Source organism: Brevibacillus brevis (assembly GCF_031583145.1).
GTDB classification, from domain to species: domain Bacteria; phylum Bacillota; class Bacilli; order Brevibacillales; family Brevibacillaceae; genus Brevibacillus; species Brevibacillus brevis_E.
Map to the genome: position 1 here is coordinate 769,138 of NZ_CP134050.1, position 13,845 is coordinate 782,982.

15 protein-coding genes are annotated in these 13,845 nt (G+C 54.7%); 14 read left to right on the forward strand and 1 reads right to left on the reverse strand.

The genetic code is table 11. The annotated features are described in order from the left end of the window. The first annotated feature begins 29 nt into the window (after positions 1-29). From RGB73_RS04030 to RGB73_RS04090, 13 genes are all read left to right on the forward strand, one after another. Positions 30-800 carry an ABC transporter ATP-binding protein gene (locus RGB73_RS04030; RefSeq protein ID WP_310769352.1) on the forward strand — a complete coding sequence of 257 codons (771 nt, stop codon included), beginning with the start codon at positions 30-32 and terminating at the stop codon, positions 798-800. Then, the gene (locus RGB73_RS04035; protein WP_310769354.1) at positions 775-2,661 is read left to right on the forward strand and encodes an FtsX-like permease family protein; all 1,887 of its coding nucleotides are present in this window, start codon (positions 775-777) and stop codon (positions 2,659-2,661) included. Before RGB73_RS04030 ends, RGB73_RS04035 begins: the two co-directional genes overlap by 26 nt. 77 nt (positions 2,662-2,738) lie before the next feature. After that, the gene (locus tag RGB73_RS04040) at positions 2,739-3,209 is read left to right on the forward strand and encodes a nucleoside deaminase (RefSeq protein ID WP_310769356.1); all 471 of its coding nucleotides are present in this window, start codon (positions 2,739-2,741) and stop codon (positions 3,207-3,209) included. A gap of 264 nt (positions 3,210-3,473) precedes the next feature. Continuing rightward, on the forward strand, positions 3,474-3,950 hold the full coding sequence (locus RGB73_RS04045; RefSeq protein WP_310769358.1) for an Lrp/AsnC family transcriptional regulator: 477 nt from the start codon (positions 3,474-3,476) through the stop codon (positions 3,948-3,950). Positions 3,951-4,085: 135 nt separating this feature from the next. Then, positions 4,086-5,654, forward strand: coding sequence for an ABC transporter substrate-binding protein (locus tag RGB73_RS04050; protein ID WP_310769360.1), 1,569 nt, complete (start codon positions 4,086-4,088; stop codon positions 5,652-5,654). A gap of 41 nt (positions 5,655-5,695) precedes the next feature. Next, positions 5,696-6,652 carry an ABC transporter permease gene (locus RGB73_RS04055; RefSeq protein ID WP_310769362.1) on the forward strand — a complete coding sequence of 319 codons (957 nt, stop codon included), beginning with the start codon at positions 5,696-5,698 and terminating at the stop codon, positions 6,650-6,652. Then, entirely contained in the window at positions 6,652-7,482 is an 831-nt protein-coding gene (locus RGB73_RS04060; RefSeq protein ID WP_310774120.1) for an ABC transporter permease, read from the forward strand. Before RGB73_RS04055 ends, RGB73_RS04060 begins: the two co-directional genes overlap by 1 nt. 97 nt (positions 7,483-7,579) lie before the next feature. Beyond that, a complete protein-coding gene (locus RGB73_RS04065; RefSeq protein WP_310769364.1) occupies positions 7,580-8,554 on the forward strand; it encodes an ABC transporter ATP-binding protein in 975 nt (324 codons plus the stop codon). Continuing rightward, positions 8,551-9,537 carry an ABC transporter ATP-binding protein gene (locus tag RGB73_RS04070; protein WP_310769366.1) on the forward strand — a complete coding sequence of 329 codons (987 nt, stop codon included), beginning with the start codon at positions 8,551-8,553 and terminating at the stop codon, positions 9,535-9,537. Before RGB73_RS04065 ends, RGB73_RS04070 begins: the two co-directional genes overlap by 4 nt. Before the next feature lie 20 nt (positions 9,538-9,557). Continuing rightward, positions 9,558-10,139: a chromate transporter gene (locus tag RGB73_RS04075; protein ID WP_310769368.1), complete on the forward strand. Its 582-nt coding sequence runs from the start codon at positions 9,558-9,560 to the stop codon at positions 10,137-10,139. Next, entirely contained in the window at positions 10,136-10,666 is a 531-nt protein-coding gene (locus RGB73_RS04080) for a chromate transporter (RefSeq protein WP_310769370.1), read from the forward strand. The genes RGB73_RS04075 and RGB73_RS04080 overlap by 4 nt, the downstream gene beginning before the upstream one ends. A 30-nt stretch (positions 10,667-10,696) precedes the next feature. Continuing rightward, entirely contained in the window at positions 10,697-12,307 is a 1,611-nt protein-coding gene (gene ggt, locus RGB73_RS04085) for a gamma-glutamyltransferase (protein WP_310769371.1), read from the forward strand. 130 nt (positions 12,308-12,437) lie between these two features. Beyond that, positions 12,438-12,638 (forward strand): hypothetical protein, encoded by a 201-nt coding sequence (locus tag RGB73_RS04090; RefSeq protein ID WP_310769373.1) that lies wholly within the window; start codon positions 12,438-12,440, stop codon positions 12,636-12,638. A gap of 221 nt (positions 12,639-12,859) precedes the next feature. On the opposite strand, the gene RGB73_RS04095 is transcribed toward RGB73_RS04090, so the two are convergent. Further along, positions 12,860-13,054: a CDGSH iron-sulfur domain-containing protein gene (locus RGB73_RS04095; protein WP_310769375.1), complete on the reverse strand. Its 195-nt coding sequence runs from the start codon at positions 13,052-13,054 to the stop codon at positions 12,860-12,862. Positions 13,055-13,352: 298 nt separating this feature from the next. On the opposite strand from RGB73_RS04095, the gene RGB73_RS04100 reads away from it, so the two are divergent. Next, positions 13,353-13,808, forward strand: coding sequence for a prepilin peptidase (locus RGB73_RS04100; protein WP_310769377.1), 456 nt, complete (start codon positions 13,353-13,355; stop codon positions 13,806-13,808). Positions 13,809-13,845: the final 37 nt, after the last annotated feature.

Genomic DNA, 13,845 nt, shown 5'->3' on the forward strand with positions numbered 1-13,845 from the left:
GGGATGAAGGTGTGAAAGGAGTAAGGCCGATGGACATGTTGCAGGTGAAAAGTCTGAGTAAAATATACGGAGGCAAGGTTACGTACCGCGCGTTGACGGATATAGATTTTACGATACGAAAGGGAGAATTCGTGGGCATTATGGGGCCTTCGGGCAGCGGGAAAACGACGCTCCTCAACATGATCGCCACCATCGATTCCCCTACCTCGGGGGCTGTTCTTGTAAACGGGATCAACCCCCACCAGCTGAAAAAGGAAAAGCTGGCGCTGTTCAGGCGCCGGGAGCTCGGCTTCGTCTTCCAGGATTTCAACCTGCTCGATACGTTGACGATCGGGGAAAACATCGTGCTTCCGCTGACGCTGGAAGGCGAGAGCGTCGCCGTGATGGAGGAGAAGCTTCAGACGATCGCGGCCAAGCTCGGCATACAGGAAATTTTGGACAAGCGGACCTTTGAGGTCTCCGGGGGACAGCGGCAGCGGACGGCGATTGCCCGAGCCATTATCCATACGCCATCGCTTTTGCTGGCGGACGAACCGACGGGCAATCTCGATTCGAAGTCCTCCCGCAACGTGATGGAGACACTCGAAGCCATCAACAAATCGGAAAACACCACGATGATGATGGTGACACACGATGCGCTGGCTGCAAGCTATTGCCACCGCGTCATTTTCATCAAGGACGGACAGCTCCACAACGAGATGTACCGGGGCGAGAGCCGTCAGGTGTTCTTCCAGAAAATCATTGACGCCCTGTCGTTCTTGGGAGGGAACAACTATGACCTTTCGACAGTTCGCGTCTAACAACGTCCTGCGCAACAAGCGGATCTATGCGGCTTTCTTCTTGAGCAGCGTCTTTTCCGTCATGATCTTTTTTGTATATGCGATGTTTATCTTCCATCCGGGGATCGCGGATGAAGAGATACACGGCTCGGTCGCGACCGGCATGATGGTGGCGGAGTACATCATCTTCCTGTTCGCGTTTTTCTTTCTTTTCTATTGCGTGGGAGCTTTCCTGAAGAGGCGGGAGAAGGAATTCGGCATCCTGTTTTTGCACGGGATGACGGCGAAGCAGCGCAATCTGCTGATCGTCATGGAAAACATGCTGATCGGAGTCGTGTCGATCATTTGCGGAATCGGATTCGGACTCGTTCTGGGCAAGCTGTTTTTCCAGTTCGCGGGCTTCCTTTTAGATGTGAAGGCCTTGGCTTTTTACCTCCCGTGGAAGGCCATCGTGCTGACGGTTGTCGCTTTTTTGGTTCTGTTTGCCGCGATCTCTGTTTTTTCAGTCTTGCTGTTGCGCAGCCGGAGCCTAATGGATCTGCTCCAGGGGAGCCAACGCCCGAAGCGGGAACCAAGGGCGTCGGTGTTTCTCTCGGTTTTGGCGGCAGGGCTCCTGGGCATCGCCTACCTGCTCGCCTTGACCGCCGACGGGATTTCGGTCATCGTCCTGCTGCTCCCGGTGACGGTCCTGACGGTCGCGGGGACGTATCTGCTCTTCACGCAGCTCAGCGTGTTTTTGATCGGATATTTGAAAAGGAAACGAGCGTTTTACTGGAAGCGTACCAACCTGCTCGTCCTGTCCGATCTCGATTACCGGATGAAGGACAACGCGCGGATGTTTTTCCTCGTCTGCATTGTCTCCACCATCGCATTTTGCGCGATCGGGACGCTGGCTTCGCTCGCCGGCTCCATCCAGGAAACGGTGATCAAGACCAACCCGTTTGCCTTTGAATACCAGACGAAGAAGGGGAATCCGGAGGCGCAGCGACATCTTTCCCTGATTGAAAACACGCTGCAGCAAGCGGGGTTTTCCTTCGAAAAGCATCAGGCGAGCATGCGTGTCTTGCCGCAAGAGATCAACGGAGAGAAGGTAGGGGTCGTCAGTCTGATGGACTACAACCAGTTTGCGATCGCGGCGAATACGCGGGAGCTCAAGCTGGGGAAAAATGAAGCGTTCTTCGTGGTGCGGTGGTTTGGAGATTCCGTGGAGACGAAGGTGCTGGACGTAGGCGGCAGCCAGTTGGCCGTCAAGACGGACGCGAAGATGAATCCGCTGTTGAGCGGCCTCGAATTCGACCGGCTGGCGGTCATCCCGGACGAGGTCTTTAACCGCTTGCAAGGCTTGGACGAAGAGGTCCGCTACGGGTACGTGGTGCCGCGGTGGAAAAATACCCAGGAGATCAGCCTTCTGCTGCAGCAGAAGATCAACCACTTGACCGAAAACTACTACTTCTCTGCACGGGCTCCGGTATACCACTCCTTGAAGCAAATGGCGAACACCGCTCTTTTCATCGGACTGTTCGTAGGCGTGCTGTTTTTCGTCGCAGCGGCCAGCTTCCTGTATTTCCGGCTGTATACGGACCTGGAGAACGACAAGCGGCAGTACGGCGCGATCGCAAAGATCGGACTGTCTGACCGGGAGCTGTCCCGAATCGTGACGATCCAGATCGCCCTCCTGTTCTTCGTGCCGATCACGGTGGCTATCATTCACAGCATGGTCGCGTTCGTCTCTCTGCAAAGTCTGCTCAAGCTGATGCTCGTCGCGTCAGTAGTCAAGCCGACCGCGATTGTCCTGAGCAGCTTCGTGGCCGTCCAGGCCATCTATTTCTGGATTATACGCAACCGGTATCTGTTCCATCTCAAACGATCGGTGGCAAGATAAATCGCGGGCAGATTTTCAAATACGGATCGCGAACCTGCATAAAATAGACAGAGGAAAGAGCGAGGAGGGCGAAATGGATGGAGCGGGAAGCATGGATGGAAAAAGCGGTGCAGCTGGCCTTGGAAAATGTGCTGCAAAGCAGGGGCGGGCCTTTCGGGGCGATTGTCGTCAAGGAAGGCCGGATCGTGGGTGCCGGGAGCAACGAGGTGACCACGAAGAACGACCCGACGGCGCATGCGGAGGTGCAGGCGATCCGGGAGGCGTGCCGCCAGCTGGGCACTTTCCAGTTATCGGATTGCGAGCTGTACACGAGCTGCGAGCCGTGCCCGATGTGCCTGGGAGCGATTTACTGGGCCAGACCCAAGGCAGTGTACTTTGCCTGCACCAAGCAGGATGCCGCCAAGATCGGCTTCGACGATCAGTTTATTTACGAGCAGATCGGGATCCCTTACGAAGAGAGGACGATCCCCTTCATCCAGCTCCAGCCGGAGAGCTTCCGGAAGCCGTTTGAAGCGTGGGCGCAGTCGCCGAGCAAAGTGGAATATTGATTGTCTGTCCAGAAAAAAAGCATTCATCCAGACGGGTGGATGCTTTTTTTTGCATCCGAATTTTTATATCGCTTCACAATATGATAAACAAAAATAAAAAATTGAAAATGCTTTCAAAATCAAATTTTCAGATAAACTGTTGCATATTGTCGAAATTCGTATTATAGTAACAACAACAATAACGTAATTCGTCCTAAATTCAAATTCAATTGACTGTTTAGTGGTTTATTTTTTAGGGAAAAGGACGAATAAGGTAGGGATGATATGGAAGAAAATTTCCGCCGATCTCTTTATCCAGAATTAGATGACATCGATTACGGCATAGTTCGAGCTTTGCAGGAAAACGCCCGCGTACCATTTACCCAAATCGCCAAAGAGCTGGGCGTCACGGAAAAGACAATCCGGATGCGCGTTCAGCAAATGCAGGATGAAGGCGTCCTGAGTCTGGTTGGCATCGTCAATCCAGTCAAGGCAGGGCTGAATGTGCAAGCGTTTGTGCAGATTGCTGTCGAAGCGGACAAGCTGGACGATGTAGTCGCGGTGTTGAACGGAATCGTGGAAGTGCGCCTGGTTGTGTTGACATCAGGGGATTATCAATTGATTACGCAAATCCTGGTACGCAACTATGAAGAATTATCACAATTTTTAATGAAAACCTTGAACAAGATTCCGGGAATCACCAGGGTGAACGTGATTAACGAATTGAAGATTTTGAAATCCAAGTACAAATTCGTTCGGTGAGACATCGCGATCAATGGGAGGGGGAATGCCGTCGGACGGTCACTGCCGTTGGGAGAACTGATTTCCGAAGAGAGCGACAAGCAGGAAAGTGAATAGTCAGCCAGTTGCGACAAAAAAGAGAAAAGGGGTCATCCTATGTTTTCGAAAAAAACAAGCAAAGCATTGATGAGCGCCGTACTGGGAACCATGCTTCTGGTCACGGGCTGCGGCGGGGGCGGCAGCGCTAGCCCAGGCACAGACGGAGGAAAGTCGGAAGCTCCGGCGCAAAGCACAGGCAAAAAGGTCATCAACATCGGACTGAAGGCAGATCCGCCTTCCATGGATCCGAACATTTCGACTTCTCTGTATGACCGCCAAGTGTACGCGAGCCTCTACGACAAGCTGTTCGACATCGATCCTAGCGGAAAGATCGTCCCGATGCTGGCTGAATCGTACGAAGTAACGCCAGACGGCAAGACCTATACCTTCAAGCTGAAGCAAGGCGTGAAATTCCACGATGGCACCGATTTTGACGCGGAAGCCGTGAAATTCAACTTCGAGCGCAATATGAAAGATGAAAAGTCGAAACGCAAAGGCGACATGAAATTCGTGGAATCCGTCACGGCAGTCGATAAAAACACCGTGAAAGTTCAGATGAAAGAACCATTCGCTCCGTTCCTGTCCATCCTGGCAGACCGTGGCGGTACGATGGTATCCCCTGCGGCGGTGAAACAGTATGGCGATCAATATCTCAACCATCCGGTGGGAACCGGCCCATTCGTCTTCGTCGAGCAAGTAAAAGGCGACCACGTCACCTTGAAAAAGAACGAAAATTACTGGGGCGGCGCTCCTAAAGTAGACGAAGTCACTTACAAGGTATTCACCAACGGTACGGCGAAGGTACAAAACCTGCGTTCCGGCATGCTGGATATCATCGACGACACGCCTGTCAAAGAAATTCCGGCGGTAAAAGGCGATTCCAGTCTGCAGCTGACTGCGGAGTCCGGCTGGGGCTATCAAGGTCTCTACCTGAACAACTCCCGCGCGCCGTTTGACAACAAATTCTTGCGCGCTGCCGTAGACCGTGCCATCGATCGCGAAGCATTGGTGAAAGTGCTGTTCAACGGCTATGCGGCACCTGCACGCACGGCGTTTGCAAAAGGCAGCCTGGCTTACAACGAAGAGTTGAACAAACCGATACCGCCAAATGCGGACGAGATCAAGGACCTGTTGGCGAAAGGCGGACAGCCGAACGGATTTTCCTTCAAGCTGTACATCACGTCTTCCCCTGAAAACGAACAGCTGGGTGCGGTTCTGCAAAACATGTGGAAACAATACGGCATCAATGCGACTCTGGAAAAACTCGAGTACGGCCAATTGCTGGAGACCGGTGAAAAAGGCGAATTCGACGCGCTGCAGCTGGGCTGGTCCGGCCGCCAGGACCCTGACCAAAACTTCCATGACTTTGTCGTGACGGGCACTGCCAACAACGACGGACGCATCTCCCTGCCGAAGCTGGACGAGCTGGTGCTGAAAGCGCGCAGCGAAGTCGACGAGACAAAACGCAAAGCGCTGTATGAAGAAGCGACCAAGCTGCTGCAGGATGAAGCAGGCTATTCCTACCTGTACCACCAATACGTGCTGATCGGCATGAACAAGAAAGTATCCGGCTTCACCTATGTTCCGGACGGTATCATCCGTACCGCGACTCTGGACAAGCAATAAAGACAGAAGCATTATAACAGCGAGAGCGAGGAGGAATTGTCATGATGTTTGTGGTCAGACGCTTACTGCTGACAATCCCGATTCTCCTGCTGGTGTCGATTATGACGTTTTCTCTGATCCATATGATCCCGGGCGATCCTGCCCGGGTCATTTTAGGACAGGAGGCGACACCGGAAGCCTATCAGGCACTGCGAACGGAGCTGGGATTAGACAAGCCGATCGTAGTGCAATATTTTTCCTGGTTGGGAAAAGTGGTAACGGGTGATTTGGGAATGTCCATTACGGACCGCATTCCGGTCTCTGAATTGATCAAGCAAAGGCTGCCCGCAACGGTAGAGCTGACAATCGGGACTTTTCTTGTAGCGATCCTCATCGCATTTCCTGCGGGGATCCTGGCGGCGACGCGGCGCGGGACCTGGATTGATTACACGAGCACATTTACTGCGCTGGGGGGCATGAGCATCCCGAGCTTCTGGCTGGCGATGATGCTGATCATCTACTTCGCCGTAGAGAACCAATGGCTGCCTTCTTCGGGCTACGTCTCCTTCTTTGAAAACCCTGCGCAAAACCTGCTGGCGATGGTGCTGCCTTGTGTGGCTACCGGGCTGCGGGAATCCGCTGTCCTCATGCGCATGCTGCGTTCTTCGCTTCTGGACGTGGTCAACATGGACTTTATCCGTACTGCAAAAGCCAAAGGCTTGAATGAAGCGCGCACCATTCTGGGCCATGCCCTTCGCAATGCCATGGTGCCAGTCGTGACAACATCTGGCCTGATGATCGCAGGTCTCCTGGGTGGTCTGGTCATTACCGAATCGATCTTCTCCATTCCCGGCTTCGGCCGCCTGATCGTCGAATCGGTGTTCAAACGGGATTACGTGACGGTGCAAGGAGCCATTCTCGTTTCCGCCGTACTGGTTGTCATCGTCAATCTGGCCGTAGATATTTTGTACGCCGTGATCGACCCTCGCATCAAGGCTGGGAAAGGAGCAAGTGAGTGATGAAAACCGTAGGCAAATTTCTCCGCAATGGACTCGGCGTCATCGGAGCGGTGATTATCCTCGGATTGATTGTGGTGGCGCTGTTTGCTCCACAGATCGCTCCGTACGACCCCAATGCGCAAGATTACAACAAAATTTTGCTTCCGCCCGGCGGCGACCACCTGTTTGGGACAGACGACCTCGGTCGCGATATTTTCTCCCGTGTCGTTTACGGCGCGCGCATTTCCATGGAAGCGGCACTGATTTCCGTAGGAATCGCGATGCTCATCGGGGTGCCGATCGGACTGTTGTCCGGTTACTATCGCGGCTTTTGGGACGAGTGGATCGTCATGCGAAGTGTTGACGCGATGCAGGCATTTCCCTTCCTGATTTTGGCCCTGGCGATCTCCGCCGTGCTCGGCTCGGGCTTTGGCAACGCCATGCTGGCCATCGGTATCGGGTTTGCCCCCGCTTTTGTCCGGATCACCCGCGGGCAAGTTCTGACTCTTCGCAATATGGAGTACATCCATGCGGCGCGCTCGGTGGGAGTCAAAGATGCGCGCATCATTTTCCGGCACATCCTGCCCAATGCGCTCAATCCGATCATGATTCAGGCAACACTGGCGATGGCATCGGGAATTATCGCGGAAGCGTCCCTTTCCTATCTGGGGCTGGGCGTCCAACCGCCGACCCCGTCGTGGGGCAGCATGCTGAACCAGGCGCAGACGCTGATGTCGGTCGCCCCATATGCTACGTTCTATCCCGGTATCGCCATCTTTCTGGTCGTCCTAGGCTTCAACCTGCTTGGGGACGGGCTGCAGCAGGTTCTGGATCCGCGGGCCCGCAAATAAATGATAGGATACACATCCGAAGCATCGCCAGCCAAAAGGCAAGCCAATACCTGGCGTGCGCGCTATCGGGCAACAAGAAAATAAGGGAGTGGAGCAGATGACGACCATCTTGGAAGTGGAACAGCTGAGAACCCGGTTTCGCACAGACAGCGGTGTCGTCAGTGTCGTTGACGGCGTCGACTTCTCCATCCGGGCCGGCGAAACGCTCGGCGTCGTAGGGGAATCGGGCTGCGGAAAAAGCGTGACCAGCCTGTCGATCATGCGACTGCTGCCGCAGAACGGAACAGCAGAAGGAACGATCCGCTTTAACGGAAAAGACGTGCTCGGCCTGTCGGAAAAAGACATGCAGCGCGTGCGCGGCAACGAAATCGCGATGATATTCCAGGAGCCGATGACCTCGCTCAATCCGCTGCACACCGTAGGCAGGCAGATTGAAGAAGCGGTCATGCTCCATATGAAAGTAAGCAAGGCGCAGGCAAAGGAACGGGCGATCGCGATGCTGAAAGCGGTCGGAATGCCGCGCGCCGAAGAAATATACGGCGAATTCCCCCATCAGCTCTCCGGCGGGATGCGCCAACGCGTGATGATCGCCATGGCGATGTCCTGTGATCCAAAGCTGATCATCGCGGATGAGCCGACCACGGCGCTCGACGTGACGATTCAGGCGCAGATTCTCGATCTGATGCGCGACCTGAAGGAAAAGACCGGTACCTCGATCATGCTGATCACGCACGATCTGGGCGTAGTCGCCGAGATGTGCGATCGCGTCATCGTCATGTACGCAGGCCAGGTCGTCGAAGAGACCGACGTAGACACTTTGTTTGAAAGTCCAAAACACCCGTACACCATTGGCCTCATGAACTCGATTCCGGAGCTGGACGAGGAGCGCGAGTATTTGGAGACGATTCCGGGGGCGGTTCCGCTGCCGCATCAAATGCCGGCGGGGTGCCGATTTGCTCCGCGCTGCTCCAAAGCCATGGCGATCTGCCATGAAAAGCCGCCAGAGCTCTTGCAGCTGGAAGGCCAGAAATGCCGCTGCTGGCTGTACGCGGACGGGGGGGAACAAGCATGACGAAACCTCTGCTGACGGTAAAAGGCTTGAAACAGCATTTTCCCATCAAGGGCGGATTTCTGAAAAAGACAACCGGATACGTCAAAGCGGTGGACGGGATTGATCTGGAAGTGTATCCCGGCGAGACGCTCGGAATCGTAGGGGAGTCCGGATGCGGAAAGTCGACTACGGGACGAACCATTTTGCGGCTGCTGGAACCGAGCTCGGGCGAAGTATGGTTTGAAGGAAAGGACCTGGCGAAGCTTCCGAAAGAGGACATGCGCAAAATGCGCAAGGATCTGCAAATGATCTTCCAGGATCCGTACGCTTCGCTCAATCCGCGCATGACGATCAAGCAGATTTTGCTGGAGTCGCTGATGGTGCACAATATCGGTACAACGGCCGAGCGTGAGAAAACCATCGAAGAAATCATCGAGGTAGTCGGACTGCGTAAGGAGCATTTGAACCGTCACCCGCACGATTTTTCCGGAGGTCAGCGCCAGCGCATCGGGATCGCCCGCGCACTGGTCGTAAAGCCGAAGCTGATCATCGCCGATGAGCCGGTATCCGCATTGGACGTATCGATCCAATCGCAGGTGCTGAATCTGCTCAAGGACTTGAAAAAGGAATTCAATCTGACGCTGATGTTCATTTCCCACGACTTGTCGGTCGTCAAGCATCTGTGCGACCGGATCGCGGTCATGTACTTGGGCCGTGTCGTGGAAATCGCAGACAAGCGCACCTTGTTTGAAAATCCGAGCCATCCGTACACGCAGGCGCTGCTGTCTGCCGTGCCGGTGGCCAAACCCCGCCAAAAGCGGGAGAGGATTTTGCTGACAGGCGATCTGCCGAGTCCGGCAAATCCGCCGAGCGGTTGCACCTTCCATCCGCGCTGCCCTTACGCCACGGATGTTTGCAAAACGACGGTACCGAGTCTGGCCGATATCGGAGCCGGGCAAATGGTATCCTGCCATCTGGTGCAATCGGGGGAACTACGCCGCTAAAGGCAGGATGGAGGTACAGCATGATTTACTGGCAATTGTTTCTCGCGTTTTTCCGCATCGGTATTTTCGGTTTCGGGGGAGGACCGACGATGGTTCCCCTGTTCCATACCGAATGCGTCAAGAAGTATAAGTGGGTCACGGATGAAGACTTTGCAGACAACCTGGCGCTCGGCAACGCGCTCCCCGGTCCGATCGGCACCAAGCTGGCCGCCTTTATCGGGTACAGGGTCAAAGGGTGGAAGGGCGCGCTGGTCGCCAATATCGGGGTCGTCCTGCCTGTCGTCGTCGCCATGATCTGCCTTTTGGAGGTCATTTACAAGTGGAAAGACGCACCCGGCGTGTACGGCATGATTCAGGCGATCGGACCTGTCATCGCCGTCATGACGGGAGTGCTTACCTGGGAGTTCTTGCAGAAGTCGTGGCAAGGGGCCTCCAATAAAGGCGGGGTCAGCATTTCGCTCGCTCTCTCGCTTGTCGCGCTGCTCTTTCTCGACTGGCATCCGGGTATCGTCGTGGCAATCGCGCTGGTGATTTCCTTTGGCTACTCCACTTGGTCGGTCCGCAAGCGCAAGAAGAAGGACGGCAAGGAGGGCGCAGCATGATTTACCTGCAGTTATTTTGGGCGTTTTTCATCTCCAACATCTTGGGGTACGGCGGCGGTCCGCCCAGCATTCCGCTGATCCAGAACGAAGTGGTCGATCATTACAATTGGATGTCGGTAAAGGAATTCGGGGAAATGCTGGCGGTAGGCAACGCGCTGCCCAGCCCGATCGCGACAAAGCTGGCCGGTTATGTCGGCTATCAGGTAGCGGGTATACCGGGAGCGACGGTGGCGCTGTTTGCAACGGTGGCTCCGACTGCGATTGCGATGATCCTGCTGCTGCAATTCATCAATATTTTCCGCAGCGCACCGCAAGTAAAAGCCATGACCCAGTCGGTACGCCCGATCGTCACGGTGCTCTTGGGCACCATGACCTACCAATTTGTCTTGGGGGCAGTGGAAGGAATCGGATGGATGCAGACGATCATCCTGTCAGTGGCTTCCTACCTGCTTCTGGAAACCTGGAAGGTCCATCCTGCTATCGTCATCGTAGCAGCAATGGTGTACGGGTTTATCTTCATAGGCTAATTTCTCACAGTTCTCAAGGAGGCTATCAACATGGTACATTTTGACGCGATGGATTACCCGTACGCATCCAGACGCACGACGACCTTTGCCCGAAATGGGATGGTCGCGACTTCTCAGCCGCTGGCGGCGCAGGCAGGTCTGGATATTCTGAAAAGAGGCGGAAACGCCATTGATGCTGCGATCGCAACGGCAGCTTGTCTGACCGTCGTGGAACCGACGTCGAACGGCATCGGCGGTGACGCGTTCGCATTGGTGTGGGTCAAAGACGAACTGCACGGATTGAATGCGAGCGGGCCGGCGCCGAAGAGCATTTCCATCGAAGCGGTGAAGGCGAAGGGGCATGAAGAAATGCCGACCTACGGCTGGACGCCTGTCACTGTGCCGGGAGCGCCTGCTGCCTGGGCAGCCCTGTCCAAACGTTTCGGCAAATTGCCGTTGACCGAAGTGCTGCAGCCCGCTATCGATTATGCGGAAAACGGCTATCCGCTGTCGCCGACACTGGCGCACTACTGGAAGCTGGCGTACAACAAGTTCTCCAAGCTGTGCACAGGAGACGAATACGCTCATTGGTTCAAGACGTTTGCGCCTGAGGGGAAAGTCCCGCAGGTCGGCGACATCTGGAAGTCACCGGGGCATGCTGCGACGCTGCGCGAAATCGCCGAGACCAACGGGGAAAGCTTTTACCGGGGATCTCTGGCGGACAAAATCGATGCATTCTCCCACGAGTGCGGCGGCTTCTTGACCAAAGAAGACCTGGCGGCATTCGAGCCGGAGTGGGTCAAACCGCTCAGCGTAAACTACCGCGGCTACGACGTATGGGAAATTCCGCCGAACGGCCAGGGCATGATCGCCCTGATGGCGCTCAATATCCTCAAGGGCTTTGACTTTGGGGCCAAAGATACACCGGAGACGTACCACAAGCAAATCGAAGCCATGAAGCTGGCATTTACCGACGGCTTGAAATACATCACCGAATCCGGGAAGATGAGCGTCACGGCCGAAGAGCTGCTCGCAGACGAATACGCGAACCAGCGCCGTGCCCTGATCGGAGAAGAGGCGCTCACACCGGAGCCGGGAAATCCGCGTTCCAGCGGTACCGTCTACCTGGCGACAGCCGATGGCGATGGCAACATGGTGTCGTTCATTCAGAGCAACTACATGGGCTTCGGCTCCGGCGTCGTCATCCCGGACACCGGTATCGCCATGCAGAACCGCGGCCACAACTTCTCGCTGGATCCTGCTCACGACAACCGTCTGGAGCCGGGCAAGAGGACGTATCATACCATCATCCCGGGCTTCCTGACCAAGGACGGCAAGGCGGTTGGACCGTTCGGCGTGATGGGCGGATTCATGCAGCCGCAAGGGCATGTGCAGGTCGTCATGAACACGATCGACTTCCATCTTAATCCGCAGGCTTCGCTGGATGCACCGCGCTGGCAGTGGACGGAAGGCAAGACCGTCGAGCTCGAGCGCCACTTCCCCGAGCATTTGGCGATGGCATTGGAGCGCAAAGGCCACCAGATCAAATGGGCGCAGCTCGGCAATTACTTCGGCCGCGGCCAAATTATCTGGCGCGATGAAAATGGCGTGCTGAGCGGCGGTACGGACATGCGTGCCGACAGCTGCATCGCTGCGTGGTAAAAAAATAAAGGGAACGCGAAGGTCGTATGGAACTTGGTTCTGTACGACCTTTTCATTTGGAAAAATTCGGGATACTATTTTTTTAGATCGTCAACCCGTTGTCATTTCAAACGCTGGGGAAGGAAAGGGGATGGGAAATGTGAGCACGGGTCTGTACCTGTTCATTTTGGTGTTCAACATCGGTTTGTCTTTACTGGTGCTTCCGCGATACAAAGAAAAGTGGGCAGCATTTAGAAATACCCCGATGGCAGGGAGGCTGATCGCGGCCGGATTCGCTGTCGTGGGGCTGTGGGTGTTCCTCCTGTATCAGACGTTTGTCATTTTCTTTTGAGGCGTCATGCTTCGCTCACCAGTTGCAGGGCGCGTGGAACGCGGCCAAGAAAGGGGAACTTTTGCAGAAGAACCGTATGGAGAGCAGCCTCCATACGGTTTTTTTTGTACAGAGAGGAATTTATAAAATCCCTATCCAGTATAAGGGCAACCGCAGCTCCGCCAAAAGGTTCATGCACAAAAGCCCTCTGAATCAAACAGAGGGCCTTTGCGGCTTTTGGTCTAGGAATTGGCTCTTACCACGCTTTCAAACTTACCTTTGTGCGCTCCGTTGCAGAAAGGTTTGTTCGAGGACAAACCACAGCGACAGAGATGTACCTGCGCTTTCGTCTCCATGGGATTCCCTTCGCCATCCAGCAGCTTGAACTCGCCCGTGACCAGCAGCGGGCCGTTATCCAAAACTTTAATGTCTGACATGCTTTCACCTCCAGTTACTGGTTATTTTTGCACAACTCCACTTGCAGTAAACGGGACGTCAGAAGCAAGCCTGCTTCGTTTGGCCTGATCTCGCAGAATTCGACAGCTTTCAGGGGGGACTTTGTATGGGCGACGGAGACGCGAGAGAGGCTATACGTCCTGTGAAAAACGCGTATGAAGTGCGCAATGATGGATTTTTTTGAAAAAGGTCCCAAAAAAACCTGGGAATGCTGCAACAAAATTTACCATATTCCCGTCTGTGATGGTGAAATTGTTCCAAAAGAAGGAAGGGGGGTACATGGTGCTATCTATGTATGTCGTCATTCCTATTCTGCTCGTCCTGGCTGTCGCTGTGTATACCGACCTACGACGCAGGCTCATCTACGATTGGCTGACGCTGCCGGGCATTGCGTATTTTCTCCTGTATCATGCGTTTGTGCATCCACAAGCGTGGGTGTCCTATGCTTTGGGAGTCGTCGTGCTGGGGGGGATCTCCCTGCTCATGGCGGTGATGAGCAAAGGACAGGTGGGCGGGGGAGATATCAAACTGTTTGCGTTGGTTGGCGCGGCGCTGGGGTGGCAGGCCGGTCTGTTGATTGTAGGACTTACTTACCTGTTTGCAGGGATCGCGCTTGTACCGATGTGGATTGCGTCCAAACTCACAGAGCGGGTGACTTTCGGACGAGAAATGCCCTTGGCCCCATTCATTGCAGGGGGAACGAGCATGTTGCTGGCAATGGTCTTCCTTTGGTGAGCGGAATGACTCACGGAATGAAGTCCTATTCGATCAG